We start from the raw sequence: 19,704 nt of genomic DNA on the forward strand, positions 1-19,704 counted from the left end.
TGTTTTTAAAATTTTAATTCGGTTTGTCCTTTTTGGGCAATTTCACGTTCGTGTTGTAGCAGCCATTGTTTACGCCATAAACCACCTGCATAACCAACCAGTTTACCATTACTGCCAATTACCCTATGGCATGGCACTATAATGGCGATATTGTTTTTTCCGTTTGCAGCAGCGATAGCCCGTATGGCTAGTGGATGGTGAGCAGAAAATTTGGCGTAGGAAGTGGTTTCGCCAAAAGGTATGGTTAATAAATGCTGCCAAACCTCCTGTTGAAATTCGGTTCCTTTTTGTTTCATCGGGAAATCGAAATCCTTTAAATCGCCCTTAAAATAATCCTTTAACTGATTGGCTACCTTTACCGTAAGTTCGTTTTCTGGTAATCCTGAGATGTCTTTCTCGGCAAAAGTAACTACATGCACAAATTCATCATCAGCTAAGATGGTTATTTTGCCAACCGGCGATGTTATAACTGATGCGTAGTTCATGTTTTTTTACCCCAGATTTTCACAAATAAACACAGATTTTTTAGTTAAAAGATAACTACTTAAAAAAACAGCTGTATCTAACACTTTTATCGGTTTTCTGTGTTTCTGTGGCTTATCTATAAACAAAATTACAACAATACAACAATTTAAGCGTGCAATATTTATCAATAAAAGTATCTTTGCGGTTATGCAATTGGCCAAAGAGGTTAAATATTTAATTCACAAGGAAGTATTGTTAGAGTGGCGCTCCAAATATACCATTAACGGTGTATTGCTCTATGTGGTTTCGACCATTTTTACCTGTTACCTCTCTTTTGTTAGCCTGGGCGATAAACTAACATGGAATGCCTTATTTTGGATCATCATGCTTTTTGCCTCCATTAATGGCGTATCGAAGAGTTTTTTGCAGGAAACTAAAGGCCAGCAGTTGTATAGTTATATCTTGGCAAGTCCTGCAGCGGTGTTAATCTCTAAAACAGTTTACAATACGCTTCTGATGTTGGTGCTCACCACAATTGCCTTAGGTTTTTATACACTGGTTTTCGATTCTTTTACCCCACCCGATTTAGCAATGTATTACGTTGCCGTGGTGCTGGGCAGTATCAGTTTTTCTACAGTATTTACAATGGTTTCGGCCATAGCAAGTAAAGCTGGTAACGGTGGAATGTTGATGGCGATTTTAAGCTTCCCAATTATTATTCCGGTGCTGATTTTATTAATTAAACTGGCTAAAAATGCTGTTGATGGCTTGCCATGGGAGAATAGTTACGATGAAATAGCGATGTTACTCGTGGTGAATGTACTGATGGTGGCAACGTCTTTATTGTTATTTCCTTACCTTTGGAGGGATTAAAAATGGAAGATGGAAAATGGATGATGGAATGAAAAAGCAACGATTCCCTCAGCCATTCAAAACTCAATAATTAAATAAACGTATGAATAAAACTTGGTGGAAAATTTTAGGTTCAGTTTTGGTGATTTATACTGCGATAGCGGGTTTGTTACTTGGTGTGCCACATCTGGCTATTTTGAACGAAACCATCCGTAATCTGTATTTCCATGTTCCGATGTGGTTTGCCATGATTGTCCTTTTTTCGATCTCTGTTTTTTACAGCGTAAAATCGTTGAGTACCAAAAGTGAAATCGACGATATTAAAGCGGTAGAGAGTGTAAATGCCGGGATTGTTTTTGGTGTTTTAGGTTTAGTAACAGGTGCCATCTGGGCTAAATATACCTGGGGGCAGTTTTGGAGTTTCGATCCTAAACAAAATTTTGCCGCCATTTCCATTTTGCTCTACTTTGCTTACCTTATTTTGCGTAATGCAATAGATGAGGAACAGAAAAGAGCTAAGATTTCGGCCATTTACAATATTTTTGCCTTCCCGATGATGGTGGTATTACTTTTTGTTTTACCCCGGTTAAAAGACTCCCTACACCCGGGTAACGGTGGTAATCCTGGCTTTAACAGTTACGATTTAGATAGCCGCATGCGGATGGTATTTTATCCTGCATGTTTGGGTTGGATATTAATTGGTTACTGGGTTTATACCATCCGTTTCAGAATACGTACTATAGAAAACAAACAACAACATAACTAAAATGAAGAAGATATTTTTCTCCCTGATATTAATGATGACAGCCCTGCAGTTATTTGCGCAGGATAATGGTGTAGAAATGGCTGATAGCCTTCGGAGCAATGGAAAGATATATGTTGTGGTAATCTGTATTGTGATTATCCTTGTCGGTTTGCTGGCCTATCTGTTCTCTATAGATAAGAGATTAAAGAAAATCGAAAAAGAAAACCAAACTGATAAATAATAGCGTAAACAAGAATTTTTGCTAAAATCCTAGTTGATTTTTAAAATGGATAAAAGTGCTATTTTAGAAGGATAAAAGATGCAATTATCGAAATTTATCTTGTTTATCTCGTTGTAATAGAGGTTTTTGCCGATTCAGAAATCCCTAATTAAAAATACAAACCAGTACATAACCAAAATACCTACATCACAGTATTGTTTTTTGGTAATTTATTGATCAAGTTTGGTTAGTTATAAATTAAATCAACGGGACGATTTAGATTAACTTTAAGAAGGTGATCAATACAATTGGTCACTTTTTTTTATGCCTTATTTTTGGTGTAAAACCCGTAATGAACCCAATTTTAAACCCGTTGAATTTTTTCTTTCTTAATTGCGCTTGCAAAACCTGGTTTTAAATATTTTTTTTATACTTTTTTTTAAATCATAATACGCCATAAAAAGCCGGTTAAAACGCTGCTTTAATCAAAGTATTGTTTTGTTATATCTGCCTTTAAATATGTTTAAATATTGTTTTTGTACATTCCCCCAAAACGGTATAAAATGGCCTTAACAGCCAAAATAAGGTGGTGTTTGCTTTACACTAAGTCTTTTTTCATTTGGATATGTGCGGTTTTTTTAGGCAATTTTGCAGCGAAAACTTATTCATAAAAAAAATAAATAATGGCTAATCTAGCAGACGAGAACAAGTTCTTTGCAGATGTTTGTAAGAACTTTGACAGTGCGGCTCAATTCACCAATCATCCAGAAGGTTTATTGAACCAGATTAAAACATGTAATAGTGTGTATCGTTTCCAGTTCCCAATCCGCCGCGGAAACGGTTTTGAAGTAATTGATGCCTGGCGTGTAGAACACTCTCACCACATGAGCCCTACCAAGGGTGGTATCCGTTACAGTGAAATGGTAAACGAAGATGAGGTTATGGCCCTTGCTGCCTTAATGACTTACAAGTGTGCCATTGTTAACGTTCCATTTGGTGGCGCAAAAGGTGGTATTAAAATTAATACTAAACAGTACAGTGTTGCCGAGTTAGAAACCATCACCCGCCGTTATACTACAGAATTAATTAAGAAAAACTTTATTGGCCCCGGTATTGATGTTCCTGCTCCTGATTATGGATCGGGTGAACGCGAAATGAGCTGGATTGCTGATACTTATATGACCATGAATCCTGGTCAGTTAGATGCTCTAGGTTGTGTAACGGGTAAACCAATTGCTTTACATGGTATCCGTGGCCGTAAAGAAGCCACCGGACGTGGTGTTGCCTATGCCGTACGCGAATGTGTAGAAGTGGCAGAAGATATGGCTAAAATTGGTTTTAAAGCTGGTTTAGGCGATAAAAGGGTAATTGTTCAGGGTTTAGGTAATGTGGGTTACCACTCGGCTAAATTCTTAGCAGAATTTGGCGCTACCATTGTAGGTTTATGCGAATTTGAGGGTGCCATTTACAATCCTAACGGATTAAATGTTGATGAAGTTTTTGCACACCGTAAAAACACAGGTTCAATTTTAGGTTTCCCGGGCGCTAAAGACTTTAAAAACTCGATGGAAGGTTTAGAGCAAGATTGCGATATCATTGTTCCTGCTGCTTTAGAAAACCAATTCACTGAGCTTAATATCCGTAATATCAAAGCGAAAATTATTGCTGAAGGTGCAAATGGTCCAACTACACCAGAAGCCGAAACCATATTTACCGAAATGGGTGGTATCATCATTCCTGATATGTATTGTAATGCAGGTGGTGTTACGGTTTCTTATTTCGAATGGTTGAAAAACCTTTCTCACGTGGCTTTTGGTCGTATGGAGAACCGTTATGCAGCCAATTCAAATGCCAATCTAATTAATACTTTAGAAAACTTAACGGGTAAAACGATCCTTCCTGAGCATCGTTTAATGATTGTTAAAGGGGCGTCTGAAATGGAACTGGTAAACTCTGGTTTAGAAGATACCATGATTCATTCTTATCACGAAATCCGCGAAACATTAATGAACAAACCAGCAACCCAAACATTAAGAACAGCTGCTTTTGTAAATTCAATTGATAAAATTGCAGTTTCTTACATGAACCTGGGCGTTTGGCCATAATACTCTTAGCTAGTCATCCTGAGCTTGCCGAAGGATAATGATCTAAATCAAAGCCCTACAGGATTTAAAACTGCAGGGCTTTTTTGTGCCCAAATCATTATTACCATTTAGGTTTGGTGGCTCCGCAGACCAAAGAGAATAAAATTGGCCATTGTCATCCTGGGCCTGTCGAAGGATAATATTGATATTATGAGGTTTCCGTAATTTTTTTTGGAAATGACGGGCCTGTGGTTCTTGGAAGGCGCCAGTCCTGCTTTACGCTTTATCCCGATGAAACCTGTGAAACAAGCAAGCACACCATAAAAAGCAAAAAAAACAGTGCTTTAAATCGGGATGTTCGCTCCAATCAGGTTTAGGAACAAGGGTTTGTGCACCTTGCAACCCGGCAAAAGAAATACTGCCGTGTCTCTTTAGCCCCCTGCCCGAAGCAGGCGGGCGGGTGAAGCGTTACCCTGTAGCAACGAGGCATGAGGAAGCGAAGCGTAAAAGCGCAAAACGGAATGAAACTTTTTGTTTTGTACTGGCCCTGTGCTTCGTAAATCTCCTTAAATCTGCGGGAAATACACTACCTACTTGCCGGCGTACCAACTGAGAAGTTAAAATTTAACGAACTATTGAAGCCATTTCTAAACGTTTTTAAAAGCTGGATCAAGGCGTTGGCATCTTCATTTAAAAATAAAAGTTCCGACTCCAGTTTGATTTTGTCTTTGCCTATACTTTTTGCTTTGATTTCCAACTGACTAAAAGTAGCCAGTTTATCTGCAATTAAGGGCATTGGTGTTTGTTTAATCAACTTTTTTAAATCTGCTTTAAAATAAAAGAAATCGTCGGATGATTCCCTTTTTTGATCGGGTTGAATGCTTGGCAGAGTACTCAATTGAACATGACCATTATTGCCTTTAAAGTAAACCTGGTACAATGGAATCATAGCACTGCTGATCTTTCCGGTAGATTGATCCAATGCGCCCAGCGATTTGAGATAATTACCCACTGCTTTATCATCAGCGCTTAGATTGATAACAATTGAAGGAATCTTCCGGTCCTGGAGTATTTTTTTCTCCACCTGCTCAAAATCATCATTGTATTCGTAGCCTACAATGGTATCTATCTGCGTAATGGTATTTGTCCACTCAAAATCCACGTAATCTTTGTAAAACCTGAAAAAATTATATTTCGAAAGGAGGGAAGGGCTTACGGTCTGATTTTGCTGAGGTGACTGGGCTTTAAATTTGGCGTTTAGCCACATGCTTACCGTACTTTCCGGATTTAGCGCCCGGTGCTGCGGCTTCGCGGCTGGTTCGATCATCTTATTGATAAATTCATTGCTGAAATTAATTTTTCCGTCAGTAAAATTAATTTTGCTAAAGTTTTCAATGTTTTGAAACGAAACATGATCGGAAAGATTTACCAGTTCTTTAAACTGGCTATCGCCAACTTTAATCATGTTTTTGCGGTTCAGTATTTCGGTCAGAACAGTTTTAACCTGTTCTTTTTGTGGTGTATAGGCTAACGCGACAGTTGTTTTGTTAAATAAGATACAAAGGGTCGAATCTTTGGATTGAAAGAAATTACTATCTGTTTTAATCAATGGCAAAGCAGATTTCTTTTGGATAAAACGGTTAAACGCTGCAGCATCTGCTATTTCAAAGCTCGAGAAAAAGGTAGTTTTTGCCTTTCCTTTTAAACCATACAGGTAAATGTTTGCCGGGATTTTCAATCCAGTGTTTAAATCATCTACCTTTTCCTTAATCCCTTTTTTATCTGCTCCAGCATATTGATTTGGATGTTTGATATAACTCAGCGCAATGGTTTTGTACAGTTCGTCAACATTTATTTTGAGTAAGGCATTCGTCGAAACAGGGATAGATACATTATTGGCCTGGATTTGTCTGTACTTGAAAAAGCCGAAATAACAAATAAGCAGCAATATTACTATCGCTGCTGTTATTTTTAAAAATTTCTTCATAGAAAAGGTTAACTGTTTAAGTGGGTTAACTGTATACGGCCAACTGATAATTGCCAGCTAAACTACTTAGCTGCATTTTCAATTAGCGAAAACAAGTATTTCAATGCATTTTCATGTCCGTTCGGAATCTCTGCACTAATATCAGCTGAAACCAATCTGCCCTTAATCGGGTTCGATTTCATGTAAACATTACCCATTTTTTCTAAAGTGCTGTTAAATTTCTTAGCGGTTTCTTCTCCACCAATTTCCGAATCCGGCACTTTGCCTACCAGGTTTTTGGCATTAAACAGAAAACTGAAATTGTTTTTGCTCAATAGTTGTTTATGCAGTTTACTTAATTTATTGCTGTTGTATTGATTATTGCTAATGCCCTGCATTTCGGTTAAGGAATTACCAAAAAATACAATGCCATCTTTAATCATAAAGTAAATATCAATCGGACTTTTCTTTTCCTGTATTTTATAAATGTTGTTCTCAACAGATACATAATTTTTGTTTACACCATATTTAATCAGTTTATTGATCAATCTGGTATCTTCAGAAGAAAACATGAAAAGGAAATCAGGCAAAGTTTCTTTTTTGGTTTTAACTATTTCTTTCTGTTTGTAATCATCATCATATTCGTAGGTGGTATAAGTAACATCTTTGGTGTTTAGTCCGTTAATTACAAATAGGGCATCACCTTTAACCACTTTGCTTACCGCTTCTTCATCTAATAAAAGAGAAATCAATTCTGCACCCAGGTCAATTTCTTCGTCCATTTTAGCACCCAGAAAAGAACCATAAGCCTGTTTCATTAATTTAGGGAATTCTTCGAGATACGCTTTGGTATCGATGGAGTAGCTCATAAAACCAAGGGCTTTTTCGCTGTTTACATATTTCAAAAAGTTTTTGTTTAACTTTCTGTTCATGATTTTTTTATAAGCATCTGCCTGTTCCTGGGCCAATTCCAAGCCTGTAGAGATGCGGAAACTTTTGTCATCCATAAAAAGTTTCGCATTTAAACTGCCATAACCTTTCATTAATCCCGCCTTACCATAAGCACCGAACTCGGGAGAAACCGCATTATAAACATCTTGAAGACTCGACACCCAAAGCTCTGCAATGGCTTTGTTATCTAAACTGGCTGTATATGATTTATTGTTTTCGATAGACTCGTAAGTACCATTAAAAATCTGATCCGCCTGGGCGGTCATCCAGGTAAAAGCCAATCTTTTTTTCTTTGCGTCTTGTTCTAAACGCTCTTGCTGGTAAGCATCGTATTGTTCATCAACAATGCCGTGAACAGGAGTCATGCTTGCAGTATCGACTGCGAATTCTCTTGTCTCTTCAAAATCCGGATCAGTTTTGGCGATTTTTTTAGATTTTTTGGCTGTTTTCTTTTTGCCGGTTTTTTTCGTTGCAACCGTTTTTTTAGTGTTCTTTTTAGCAACCGGCTTTTTCTGAACCTTCACTTTTGCTACAGGTGGGGCAGGCACTTCTTCATCCATCGATACTGTTGTAGCTACAGAATCTACAACTACTGCAGTGCTATCAATAGCTATTGCATCATCATTCTGGAACCTGATGTCCTTAATCCCATAACGGGCAGATTTAACTGAATCAGCAAAAAAAGAACTGCTGATGCTTCCTGTTACAAAATACAGCATATTGTTGTTCCATTTAATAATGCTGGTGCTATCAGGCAAAACCATCGTACGGATATCGCCCTGCTGGGTAAACTTTTTTTCTTTATTGTCAATCAGACTTTCAAATTTTTTAGCATCTTTTATCGGAATAAGAAAACAGTTATATGTAATGCTATCGCTTAACTGATTGAAGTAATACATATTTTTCTCCAGGTTTATACCGAAGTCTTCTATGCTGGTAAAGCTTTTATCAAGTGATTTTGAAGTTTCAGTCAATAATTTCTTGCCTAGAAAAGATTCGTTAAAATCTTTCACAAACATTAACTTAAATATATTATCACCTTTAATTGTGGCTACTGTGAAGGCATTAGATGGTATTTTCTTAACTAAATCCTGAGCTTTGGCCAGGTTAAACGATAAGAAAAGAGCGATGGCAATTAGAATTTTTTTCATTATGTAATTTGTTTTCAGTAAAGATGAAACTATCGTGAATTAGATATTGGTTTCATTTATTTAGATAGTTGTATGGAATTAGATACGTTAATTTTTCCGTTAATTAAATCCATGATGCTGCTTTTTAACATCACGGCTTTTTTAGATTTTGATACATTTGATGCCGGATTGGTACTACTTGTTACAAGCGATTCGAAACGATAAATGCTGGTGTAGGTTGCGCCGTTAAAAACGGCTTTATCTTTTGCTTTTAATTTATTGAATTCTGTTTTAGCGGTACCAATGGCCTGATATTTTCGGCTAAAGGTTTTAGTGGCCTTGTTATACGTATACGATGACGTGTTAGTCGCCTTAATTTTTTGCTGGGCAAGAATGTTTTTGGTGATGTTATTGATGTTTGAAACATCTTTAAAAGAAAAACTGATGGTGGCGATGTAATTATTAAAATCGCTCGTGCTTTTTACATTCGAAATTCCCTCCGATTTTCTTAAATAAGCAACGGCTTCATTTAATTCCTGTTGAATTTTTTGCTTACTGGGTACTTTATAGCCTTGTACGCTATCCAAAAGCATTACCGAAGCTACCTTGGTTTTGCTCTGGCTCAGGTTTATGGTAAGTACCACATCGCCGGTTCCATCATTTTTCAGGGCAATTTCTTCAATTACTTCAAAACATGAGCTTAAAAATGGGATCAAGACGATAAATGACAAAAGCTTATAAAACTGCTTTAATTTCATGTTAATCTGGTTTAGGTTTTACTGTGGGATGTAAAAAAGGAATGATTATCTGACAGGCCAAACTTAATAATTTCAGTCCGGATATTTAAACGAATTGAGATATTCCTTAAGATCGGTTATAAATAGTGGCTTTCGGAAAAATATTTTCCTTCAAAAATCAGATAATTGTCAATATAAAGACAAGAAAAATGTAAAAGAATGCTGGCTAAGCCGATTTTTCTATCTTTGTTGCCAGCTTTTACAATAAGTATAACCATGAAGAAAAGTGCAATCATTGGATTGATTACCATCGCGATTTCCGTAGGGATTTTATTTAGCTTAAACGCTAATACCGACACCTACTCTAATTTCAAACAGGCAGCTCTTTCCGAGAAAGAAGAACATGTGATGGGCTATTGGGTAAAATCAATGGGTACTTACTACGACGCCGTAAAAGATGCTAACCATTTTTCATTCCACATGAAAGATGAAAAAGGAGAAGTGAGAGAGGTAATTTACGCAGGTACCAAACCGCAGGATTTCGAAAAATCAGAAAAATTGGTGTTGATCGGCAAGATGAACAAAGACAAATTTTACGCATCGAAAATTTTAATGAAATGCCCGTCCAAATATAACGATAACCTTGTCGAAATAAATAAAGATGGTAAAGTAGACACCGTAGGTAAGTACGGCGAGAAAAAATATAACTAATTTTAATGGATATTCAATTTGTAGGCGAAAACCTGCTGCCGGGTAAAATCGGTCAGTTTTTTATTGTGCTGGCGTTTAGTGCATCGTTACTTTCAACCATCGCATACTTTTATGCCAGTCGCGAGAAAAATTTAGAAGATAAATCTTGGCGAAACTTAGGTCGGATTGGATTTCTCGTTAACTTTTGTTGTGTAATCGGTATCGGAGCAATTTTGTTCTACCTGGTACTGGGCCACTACAATGAGTACAGTTATATTTATTGGCACTCTTCAAAACAGCTTCCAATTCATTATATTATTTCTGCTTTCTGGGAAGGGCAGGAAGGAAGTTTCTTGCTTTGGGCTTTCTGGCAATCGTTTCTGGGTACTTTATTAATCTGGAAAGCGAAAACCTGGGAGCGCCCGGTAATGACAGTTGTTGCCTTCTCTCAAGTATTTTTAACTTCAATGCTTTTAGGGGTTGAGATTTTTGGTGAGCGCATCGGAAGTTCTCCGTTTATCCTGTTAAGAGATTCTCTTGATTTGAAATCAATGGCGCCTGTAGTTTTCGCAAACCCTGAAAACTTCGCTAATTATTTAAAGTTTATTACCGATGGTAGAGGATTAAATCCTTTGCTGCAGAACTATTGGATGGTGATTCACCCACCAACCTTGTTTTTAGGTTTTGCCAGTATGATTGTGCCTTTTGCTTATGGAATTGCGGCTTTATGGCAAAAAAGATATAAAGAATGGATTAAACCAGCTATGCCATGGGCACTTTTTGCCGTAATGGTTTTGGGTACAGGTATTATTATGGGCTCGTTCTGGGCTTACGAAGCGTTAAACTTTGGCGGTTTCTGGGCCTGGGATCCTGTAGAAAATGCTTCTTTAATTCCGTGGTTAACCCTAATTGGTGCAGTACACGTGATGATTGCCTATAAAAATACTGGCCATGCTTATTTCACTGCAATTGCTTTAGTATTCTTAAGTTTCTTACTGGTGCTTTATGCATCTTTTTTAACCCGAAGCGGAATTTTAGGTGATACATCAGTTCACTCATTTACCGATATGGGGATGTTTGGTCACCTGATTTTATACAATGTAGTTTTCGCTGTTTTAGCGATAGTGCTTATTGTAATCAGATGGAAAGAATTACCCATCACCACCAAAGATGAAGAAACCTATTCCCGCGAATTCTGGATGTTTATTGGCGCTTTAGTGGTAACCATCGCTTGTATCCAAGTCATATTCTCCACTTCAGTACCCGTATTCAACAAGGCTTTCGGAACAAACTTTTCTCCGCCAATTGATGCTGTGAAATATTACAACCAGTGGCAGGCACCATTTGCGGTATTAATTACGTTAATTTCAGGTTTCTCTCAATACTTAAAATATAAAAGGACTGATCCACGCAAATTTTATAGTAGCCTGGTTTCTGCAATTATTTTCTCTGTTGTGTTAACAGCCGGTTTGGTATATGTGGCTAACATATACACCAACACCATGTATATCCTGATTACCTTCAGTTGTTTATTTGCTGTGCTTTCTAACGCAGCGGTATTATATCAGGCTTTCGGTGGTAAGGCAAAACTGGCCGGATCGGCAATTGCACACATTGGTTTTGCTTTCTTAATTCTTGGTGCATTAATTTCTGCTGCTACCAACAAACCTTTATCGATCAATTCAAATAATTTTATCCCCGTAAAGGATTTCGAGAAAACAGAGAAGCCTGGCGAAAACATCATGTTATATAAAAACGAACCTAAAAAAATGGGTAAGTATACCGTAACCTATGTAGCCGATACCACAGTAGCACCCAATACGATTTATACCCTTAATTTTAAGGTTTTAGATAAAGAAGGAAAGGTTAAGGAAGATTTTAACTTGCATCCACATGTGCAGGATAACGAAAAAATGGGCTTAATTGCTTCTCCTGATACCAAACATTATTTAACCTATGATGTGTATACGCACATTACCAGTGCCGCTATTAAACAGGAATCGCATGGCGATCACGAAGGTCACTCTGATGATGAAAATTACAAAGCGCCACGGATTGTAAAAGTTTCGGTAGGCGATACCATTCATACCTCAAGTGGTATTGTTACGGTTAAAGATTTAAACAGAAAACCAACCGCTAAAGATTTAGTTTTAGGCCAGGGCGATTATGCTGTGGGTTTACCATTGGAAGTTAATGCTGCCGGCAAAATTTATAACACTGAGCCTATTTTCTTGATTAAAGGAAATAACACTTTCGATTTCGCCCGTAAGGTAGATGAGTTGGATTTGAAATTCCGTTTCTCCAGAGTATTGCCAGATGAGAAAAAAGTGGAGCTTCAGATTTTTGAAAAACCTCAGCAGGCTAAAGACTGGGTGGTTTTTAAAGCAATAGAATTTCCTTTCATTAATTTATATTGGGCAGGTACCATTATCATGGTTGTTGGTTTCTTACTTTCAATTTTTAGAAGGAGAAAAGAGGCCAAAGCCGCATAAAATCATGAAGATTGTTTTATTAGGTTCGGGAAATGTTGCCACACACTTAGCAAAAGCATTAAAAGCGAAAGGTGAAGATGTGGTACAGGTGTACAGCCCCAATCTCAATAATGCAAGGTTACTGGCTGATTTAATCGCAGCAGAAGCCGTAAACGATTTAAATGCGGTTTACCAGCATGCTGATTTATACATTATCTCAGTAAAAGACGATGCCATTGAAGAAGTGGCCAAATCATTAAAAAACGTAACCGGTTTGGTGGTGCATACCTCAGGAACTACAGATATCAGTATTTTATCAACGTATGTGAAAAAAGCTGGTGTTTTTTATCCTTTGCAAACTTTTTCAAAAGGTAAAGAAGTTTCATTTGAAAATATCCCGCTTTGTATCGAAGCGAATGATGAAAGCGAATTAACGATTTTAAATAAACTGGCAGCAAAAATTAGCCGTCAGGTATATCAGTTAGATGGCGATAAGAGAAAAGTATTACACCTGGCAGCAGTTTTTGCCTGTAATTTTCCGAATCACCTGTACGCTTTAGCCAATAAGATTTTAAACCAGAATGGTTTAGATTTCGAAATCATCAGGCCATTAATTGCCGAAACAGCCGATAAGGTGATGAGCAATCTACCTGAAAATGTGCAGACTGGGCCAGCAGTTAGGGCCGACGAAAGCACTTTAAATAAACATTTGAGCATGTTAACAGATATGCCCGAATTGCAGAACATTTATCAAACATTGAGCGATAGCATAAAATTAACGCTGAAATAGCATAATTACGGCTTTTGCTTATTACTTTTGCAAAATAATTATGAGCATTTTTAAACTAAAAATAAATTTTGAAGAAGCAGATCACGAATCTATTGAATTACCAATAGCAGCCGGCGAATCTGTTTTAGATGTTTGCCTGGATAACGGAATCGAATTACAACACAACTGTGGTGGTGTTTGTGGTTGCAGTACCTGCCATGTATACGTAACAAAGGGTATGGATAATATCGAAGAGATTTCTGATAAAGAAGAAGACTTTATCGATAGAGCTGTTCGTCCAAAAATTACTTCCCGCCTGGGCTGCCAGTGTGTAGTGATTAACGGCGATATCGAAGTAACTATTCCAGATCAGTCTGACTTTATGGGGCACTAGTTAGTCTGGAGTCCAAAGTCTTTAGTCGGGAGTCGATTAACCATATAGAACAGTTAACCGATTAACCAGTTCAAACAATTAACCAAAACAACAACAAACAAAACATGAATAACGATAAATTTGCTTTACCTTTTTACTGGAACGATTATGAAGATATTGCAATGTCTTTATATGAGAAATTTGGTGATGATTTTACAGAAGCCAAAATCTACCGTATCCGTTTTACCGAACTTTTAGATTGGGTTTTATCATTGCCTAACTTTAAAGGAACCCGTGAGGAAAGCAGTGAAGGACATTTAGAGCAAATTCAATCTGCCTGGGTATACGAGTGGAGAGATAATCAGTAATTAGTCCTGAGTTCGGAGTCCTCAGTCTTGAGTCAGCACCGAGCGCTTAACCCTAAACGCCAAACGCGCCAATGTTTCTCCAAAAGCTAAAAGAGATTACCACTTTCATTTTTGATGTAGATGGTGTGCTTACCGATGGATCTGTTCAGGTAACTGATAATGGTCAGTCCTTACGCACTTTTAACATTAAAGATGGTTATGCCATGCAGTTGGCGGTTAAAAGAGGCTACAACATCTGCATCATATCTGGTGGGGATGGTATTGCCATGGGGAAGCGTTTTTTTAACCTGGGGGTTACCGATGTTTTCCTCGGAACAGGTGATAAGGTGGCCATCTTTAATCAATATCTTCAGGATAAAAACATTACTGCAGGAGAAGTGCTTTACATGGGCGACGATATCCCTGATTTAAAAGTAATGAAACTCGTAGGCCTTCCAACCTGCCCGGCCGATGCCGTAGAAGAGATAAAAGCGATATCTACATTCGTTTCTCCTTACAATGGGGGTAAAACTTCCGTTCGCGACATTATCGAAAAGGTAATGAAAGTACAGGGCAGATGGCATGATGAAAATCCAAACGCCGCCGATTCGGGGATGTAGGTGGTTCATTAGTTCAGTTGTCATTAGTGCATTAGTAGAAAGTCTCTCGGCGAATCGTCATCCTGAACTTGTTTCAGGATCTTTCTGGCGATAAATTCTTCACTACGTTCAAAATGACAGCATATTCAGAATGACGTTACCATTATAAATCTCAATCATTAAAATTTGCAATAAACCGTATTATATGCGAAATTTACATTGATAAATTAATCAATCGATTGATTAATTTATCAATGTAAAAAACGTTAATTTTAATCATATGAGCACATACCTTGTACCAGTAGATTTTTCGAACACGGCAGATCATGCAGCCAAATATGCTGCCAGGTTGAGTTTTGCGATGACGAACGCAAAAATTATCTTGCTTAATGCCTATTATGTTTCTGCATACGAAAGCATTCTGCCAACACCTGATTTAATTGTTACTACAGATGTTCATATTGCTGATGAAATGACCAGAAGGCTTGAAGCACTCGAAAAACTGAAGGTAAAAATGTTAGCGATTAACCCCAGTGCTGAAATAGAAATTTACCTCACCAGAGAAACACTCTTGCGTTCTATCATCGATCGGGTAAATAGGGAGGAAATAGAACTGATCATTATCGGCAGCAACGGTAAAAAAGCGAAAGATGAAAGCGATATCGGCTCTAATGCCATCAAAATTTCTAAATCAAGTCCGGTTCCTGTGTTGGTTGTTCCGCCAAAGGCCGATTATCAATCGATTCGAAAAGCCATTTTGGCCTGCGATTTTAAAAAGGTTAAAGAGGTGATTCCCATGCACGCACTTAAAAATATTTTAAGCAAACATGCCATAAAACTTTTGGTACTCAATATTAATTCAGGTCATGTTATTGACGCGCAGGAAGAACACTTTTTACACCAAATGCTCAAAGATTTTTCTCCCGAATATCATTATGCTGATCATCCCGATGCGATTAAAGGAATCGTAAAATTTGCCAAAAGTGAAGAAGCCCAGCTGATTATTGCGCTGCCTAAGAAATATAGTTTTTTCGAAAGTTTATTGCATGAAAGTGTATCTCAAAAGCTAACCATTAAATCGCATGTGCCGGTATTATTGCTGAAAGATTAAGCCATTTCATTTTGCAACAGCTAAGTTACATAGCATCGTTAAACTTTTATTTTCTTTTGCACTCCAACTAGCTCAATTTTCAACCAAAAACAACAAAAAGAACAACATGAAAAAATTAATGATGATTTGCGGATTAATGCTAGGTATAGCTGGTTTCGCTAACGCGCAACAAGGTGGTGGACAAGGAAGAATGATGATGAAACCTGAAGAAAGAGTAAAACAGTTAGACGAAAAATTAAAATTATCTGATGATCAAAAAACAAAATTAACCACTGTTTTTACTGAGCAGGCAGAAACCATGAAAAAAATGCGTGAAGAAATGCAAGGTGGTGGCGATAGAGATGCAATGAGAGAGAAAATGCAAAAAATGCGTGCTGATAATGATGCAAAAGTAACTGCAGTATTAACTGACGATCAGAAAAAAACTTACGAAGCTTGGCAAAAAGAGCAACGCGCCGAGATGGAAAAACGTAGACAAGGTGGTGGAAATAACTAATCCTGGTAAAATATCAAATAAGAAAAGCGGCTTTATGTCGCTTTTCTTATTTTAGCAAAAAAAATAAAATATGCCTGCCAATTTCCCTCCCATTATTTTAGCATCTAAATCGCCACGTAGACAGGAACTTTTAACCCTTATGGGCTTAGATTTTAAAGTCGAACTCAAAGATGTAGATGAAAGCTACCCGCCAGATTTAAGTCCTGCAGAAATTGCAGTTTACATTTCAGAAAAGAAGGCTAAGGCTTTTACAGCTGATGGTGAAATCGTGATTACAGCCGATACCATAGTTGCCTTAAACGGAGAAATTTTAGGTAAACCCGAAGATAGGTCCCACGCACAGGAAATGTTAGCTAAACTCTCAGGCAGCAAACATGAAGTTTTTACCGGTGTAACACTTGTTAAAGGCGACAAAATTCATTCGTTTTACGATAGAACAGCAGTTTACTGTAAATCGGTTACCGTTGATGAAATCGACTTCTATATCGATAATTATAAACCTTTTGATAAGGCCGGAAGTTATGGCGTGCAAGATTGGTGGGGTATTGTAGTGGTAGAATGCATAGAAGGCTCTTATACAAATGTTATGGGTTTGCCAACAGAAAAACTTTACAACGAACTGTTGAAATTTATTTAAACCGTCTTGTGGAATTCTCGTAAAAGTTTCATCATCTAAGAAAATCAGCACGATGAAAACGAGAATTAACGAAGTTACCATAGCCGAACCCTGTTTACAGAACTGGGATGAAATGGATAAAGGAGAGGGTTTTAATTTCTGTAAAGCCTGCAGCAAAAATGTAATCGATTTTTCAGGTTATACCAATGCCCAAATCATAGGGGTTTTGGCTAATGCCAGTGGTTCGATATGTGGTCGCTTAAGTCAAACCCAATTAAACCAGCTCAATTATCATTTATCCATTGTTCCTACCAGCAATAGAAACTGGATGAAATACCTGGGCGTATTGGCCATAGGGATGAGCATTTTTGTAATGGATGCCAAAGCAGAAAAATCGAAAGTACCAATTGAAATCACAAGAAGCATAAATAGCATACCAGCGATTAAAAAGTCGGTTATACCCAAAAAAATATATGGTTATGTTCTTGGAGCAGATCGTAAGCCAGCAGCAGGAATAAGATTGGTTATTGTTAATACAAAGTTTTTCGGGGTGACGGACAAAAATGGCCGCTATGAAATTACTTTAGATGAGAAATTTGATGTCAGTAATAATCAATTGGTGGTTGATAGCATCCAGTATAATGCTTTTATAACACTCAATTTTTCTAACGAAAAACAAAATAATCTGACCCTTAAAAAAGCTGAACACATGATTGTGGGCAAGATAATGATTGCACCGAAAAAGAAATAGCCTACGTGAATAGAGGTTAATACTTAAAGTGGTTTATACATTAAATATAGAATTGTCATCCTGAGCTTATCGAAGGATTTAATTAAATACCTTTTATGTGGTTCGATTACTTGTCTCGGTAAAATAGGGAGGATCAACAGGATAAAATCTGAGGAGAAACTACCTTTGTAATCTCACTCATTTTACATCAGGCTAGCCAAAACACCCATTTTTAAATCGTAAGTAGAAAGCGTTAAGCGATTAATTTTACACCGGCCTAATACATAATTGGTAATTAAGGAGGCAATCACAATCATATCTACCCTCAGGGAGATCATGCCTGGCATTGCGGCTCTCTCTTCATGTGTAGCATTCAATAGCCTGATGGAAGTTTCGATATAATTGTCGAAATTGAATGCGAAAGTTTTGGCAGTACTGATATCTGCTTTCAGGTTATTTTTTCGGATAATGAGTTCGGCAAAGGTTTCAAAGGCTCCCGCCGAACCAATTAAGGTTTTGGGCTGGTATTTTTCACAGATGTCGAAAAGATCGCTCAGTTGATTTTGAATGTGAAATAAAATGGCATTCTTTTCCTCGTCGGCTATAGGATCTGATTTGAAGAACTGCTGCATTAAACGTGCTGCGCCAATATTATAACTTTTCTTCCAGATCAGTTTTTCAGGATCACACAGAATAAATTCGACGCTTCCACCACCAATGTCCATAATCAGCGATCGCTCAGCAATAGCTCCGCTCAGTTTTACACCCTGGTAAATTAATTCAGCTTCTACCTCACCACTAATCGTTTCAATGTTTATCCCGGTTCTTTCTTTTACCACATCTACAAAATCCTGACCGTTTTCAGCACTTCTCACGGCTGAAGTTGCGGTAGCCCTCACCTGATCAACCTGGTATTCAGCAATGGTATGGCTAAAGGTTTCAAGGCAATTCAGGCCTCTTTCAAAGGCTGCCGGGATAATGATATTGTCGTTTATTCTCCCTTCGCCCAGCTTAACGGGAACGTTGGTTTTGTATAAAATTTCCAGCTGGTTTCCTGCTGTTTCAGCAATGAGTAAGTGGAAGGTGTTTGTACCGAGGTCGATAACAGCAATGCGCATATTTGATGTTTTTGTTTTTTTGAAAAGCAAGGTCAGCAGCTCTTGGGTGCCGATTTCCTGCTATCCATTAAATTTCGTTAACGTTTTTGCTAAATTAAGGGTAGTAATGCGAAATACCATTGCGATTAGGTTTATTTTATTCAGGTTTGTAGTACTTCGGTAAAAAATCAAGTCGCTTAGGTTTTTTTCATAAATCCCTGCTGTCAGATACTACCGTCAAATAGCTTTGATGTTTGGTTTTTTGAAAAGCAAGGTCAGCAGCTCTTTTGTAACTGTAGCCCTGCTATCCATTAAATTTCGTTAACGTTTTTGCTAAATTAAGGGTAGTAGAGCGAAATACCATTGCGATCCAGGTTTATTTTATTGAGGTCTGTGGGGTTTGGCAAGATAGCGAAGTGCTCAAATGCTTACTGGCCTGACTACGCAACTATTTTGTTAAGTCCTGCAGTTGTTTCGCGTTATGTAATGCACCAACGCCCCAGGTATTATTAAAATAGACAAACACTTCATTTACGCTAGCTTCAATCTGGTTTTTGAAACCTTCTATAACATTAATATCGTATTCTGATTTATATAATACAGGCTTTCCGTGAAAACGGTAATAAACGGTTTCTGTGTTCCGGATTACATCATCAGGCAGGGCAGAAGGGTAGCTCTGGCCACTAAAAATGATATTGTTTTCGGCGAGTTTTTTATAAATTTCTTCTTCAAACCAGCTGATGTGGCGAAATTCTACTACATTTTTAAAATCTGGATTTAAGTTTTCCATCAACAGATTTAACCGTTCTGCACTATAATCGAATTTTGGCGGAAACTGAAAGAGTACACAGCCTAATTTCTCTTTTAGTCCGGTTTGAATAGCCTCGTAAAAATCGCTGATGAGTTGCTCACATTCATTGAGCTGTTTATAATGTGTAATTAGTCGCGGGGCCTTAATCGTAAATAAAAAACCATCAGGACTTTCATTATACCATTTATCAAACGATTTTTGAGTTGGCATTTTATAAAAGGTAGAATTGATTTCTATGGTATTGAAATGTTCACAATAATATTTGAACCAATCTTTTTGTACCAAGCCTTTAGGGTAAAAAACCTCTTTCCATTCGCGGTAATAGAAACCCGAACAACCAATTCTCCATTTCATGCATATAAAACAGGTTATATGAGGAAAGGTTTATCATCAGTTATAAATGGCAATAAAAATATAAGTGAAATACCGTTAATTTGTTATAAA

20 protein-coding genes are annotated in these 19,704 nt (G+C 37.5%); 14 read left to right on the top strand and 6 right to left on the bottom strand.

Features of this window, described 5'->3' with window-relative positions; translation table 11 throughout:
- Window positions 1-5: 5 nt before the first annotated feature.
- Window positions 6-485: a cysteine methyltransferase gene (locus tag CA265_03455; protein ID ARS38786.1), complete on the bottom strand. Its 480-nt coding sequence runs from the start codon at window positions 483-485 to the stop codon at window positions 6-8.
- Between the two features lie 187 nt (window positions 486-672).
- Between CA265_03455 and CA265_03460 the strand changes: the two genes are divergently transcribed.
- The 4 genes from CA265_03460 (at window position 673) to CA265_03475 (ending at window position 4,387) form a co-directional block, all read left to right on the top strand.
- Window positions 673-1,338, top strand: a complete 666-nt coding sequence (locus CA265_03460) for an ABC transporter permease (protein ID ARS38787.1) — start codon at window positions 673-675, stop codon at window positions 1,336-1,338.
- A gap of 82 nt (window positions 1,339-1,420) precedes the next feature.
- A complete protein-coding gene (locus CA265_03465; GenBank protein ARS38788.1) occupies window positions 1,421-2,083 on the top strand; it encodes an ABC transporter permease in 663 nt (220 codons plus the stop codon).
- Between the two features lie 31 nt (window positions 2,084-2,114).
- Entirely contained in the window at window positions 2,115-2,303 is a 189-nt protein-coding gene (locus CA265_03470; GenBank protein ARS38789.1) for a CcmD family protein, read from the top strand.
- Between the two features lie 662 nt (window positions 2,304-2,965).
- Window positions 2,966-4,387: a glutamate dehydrogenase gene (locus tag CA265_03475; protein ARS38790.1), complete on the top strand. Its 1,422-nt coding sequence runs from the start codon at window positions 2,966-2,968 to the stop codon at window positions 4,385-4,387.
- A gap of 565 nt (window positions 4,388-4,952) precedes the next feature.
- Here CA265_03475 and CA265_03480 read toward each other — a convergent pair.
- From CA265_03480 to CA265_03490, 3 genes are all read right to left on the bottom strand, one after another.
- On the bottom strand, window positions 4,953-6,353 hold the full coding sequence (locus CA265_03480) for a hypothetical protein (protein ID ARS38791.1): 1,401 nt from the start codon (window positions 6,351-6,353) through the stop codon (window positions 4,953-4,955).
- Window positions 6,354-6,415: 62 nt separating this feature from the next.
- Complete coding sequence (locus tag CA265_03485; protein ID ARS38792.1) at window positions 6,416-8,434, bottom strand: hypothetical protein; 2,019 nt, start codon at window positions 8,432-8,434, stop codon at window positions 6,416-6,418.
- A 56-nt stretch (window positions 8,435-8,490) separates the two neighbouring features.
- A complete protein-coding gene (locus tag CA265_03490; protein ID ARS38793.1) occupies window positions 8,491-9,171 on the bottom strand; it encodes a hypothetical protein in 681 nt (226 codons plus the stop codon).
- A gap of 255 nt (window positions 9,172-9,426) precedes the next feature.
- On the opposite strand from CA265_03490, the gene CA265_03495 reads away from it, so the two are divergent.
- From CA265_03495 to CA265_03540, 10 genes are all read left to right on the top strand, one after another.
- On the top strand, window positions 9,427-9,861 hold the full coding sequence (locus CA265_03495; protein ARS38794.1) for a cytochrome C biogenesis protein: 435 nt from the start codon (window positions 9,427-9,429) through the stop codon (window positions 9,859-9,861).
- 5 nt (window positions 9,862-9,866) lie between these two features.
- Window positions 9,867-12,332 carry a cytochrome C biogenesis protein gene (locus tag CA265_03500; GenBank protein ID ARS38795.1) on the top strand — a complete coding sequence of 822 codons (2,466 nt, stop codon included), beginning with the start codon at window positions 9,867-9,869 and terminating at the stop codon, window positions 12,330-12,332.
- A 4-nt stretch (window positions 12,333-12,336) separates the two neighbouring features.
- Window positions 12,337-13,101 carry an oxidoreductase gene (locus CA265_03505; GenBank protein ID ARS38796.1) on the top strand — a complete coding sequence of 255 codons (765 nt, stop codon included), beginning with the start codon at window positions 12,337-12,339 and terminating at the stop codon, window positions 13,099-13,101.
- A gap of 40 nt (window positions 13,102-13,141) precedes the next feature.
- On the top strand, window positions 13,142-13,474 hold the full coding sequence (locus CA265_03510) for a ferredoxin (protein ARS38797.1): 333 nt from the start codon (window positions 13,142-13,144) through the stop codon (window positions 13,472-13,474).
- 104 nt (window positions 13,475-13,578) lie between these two features.
- Window positions 13,579-13,821 (top strand): Fe-S assembly protein IscX, encoded by a 243-nt coding sequence (locus tag CA265_03515; GenBank protein ARS38798.1) that lies wholly within the window; start codon window positions 13,579-13,581, stop codon window positions 13,819-13,821.
- A gap of 71 nt (window positions 13,822-13,892) precedes the next feature.
- A complete protein-coding gene (locus CA265_03520) occupies window positions 13,893-14,420 on the top strand; it encodes a 3-deoxy-D-manno-octulosonate 8-phosphate phosphatase (protein ARS38799.1) in 528 nt (175 codons plus the stop codon).
- A 259-nt stretch (window positions 14,421-14,679) separates the two neighbouring features.
- Entirely contained in the window at window positions 14,680-15,510 is an 831-nt protein-coding gene (locus CA265_03525) for a hypothetical protein (protein ARS38800.1), read from the top strand.
- Window positions 15,511-15,616: 106 nt separating this feature from the next.
- Complete coding sequence (locus tag CA265_03530) at window positions 15,617-16,006, top strand: hypothetical protein (GenBank protein ID ARS38801.1); 390 nt, start codon at window positions 15,617-15,619, stop codon at window positions 16,004-16,006.
- 70 nt (window positions 16,007-16,076) lie between these two features.
- Window positions 16,077-16,643, top strand: coding sequence for a septum formation protein Maf (locus tag CA265_03535; GenBank protein ID ARS38802.1), 567 nt, complete (start codon window positions 16,077-16,079; stop codon window positions 16,641-16,643).
- 52 nt (window positions 16,644-16,695) lie between these two features.
- The gene (locus tag CA265_03540; protein ID ARS38803.1) at window positions 16,696-17,373 is read left to right on the top strand and encodes a hypothetical protein; all 678 of its coding nucleotides are present in this window, start codon (window positions 16,696-16,698) and stop codon (window positions 17,371-17,373) included.
- A gap of 182 nt (window positions 17,374-17,555) precedes the next feature.
- Here CA265_03540 and CA265_03545 read toward each other — a convergent pair whose 3' ends face one another.
- Together CA265_03545 and CA265_03550 are read right to left on the bottom strand one after the other, a co-directional pair.
- Window positions 17,556-18,470 (bottom strand): exopolyphosphatase, encoded by a 915-nt coding sequence (locus CA265_03545; protein ID ARS38804.1) that lies wholly within the window; start codon window positions 18,468-18,470, stop codon window positions 17,556-17,558.
- A gap of 427 nt (window positions 18,471-18,897) precedes the next feature.
- Window positions 18,898-19,614, bottom strand: a complete 717-nt coding sequence (locus CA265_03550) for a hypothetical protein (GenBank protein ARS38805.1) — start codon at window positions 19,612-19,614, stop codon at window positions 18,898-18,900.
- Window positions 19,615-19,704 lie beyond the last annotated feature (90 nt).

The organism is Sphingobacteriaceae bacterium GW460-11-11-14-LB5, from assembly GCA_002151545.1.
Taxonomy (GTDB): domain Bacteria; phylum Bacteroidota; class Bacteroidia; order Sphingobacteriales; family Sphingobacteriaceae; genus Pedobacter.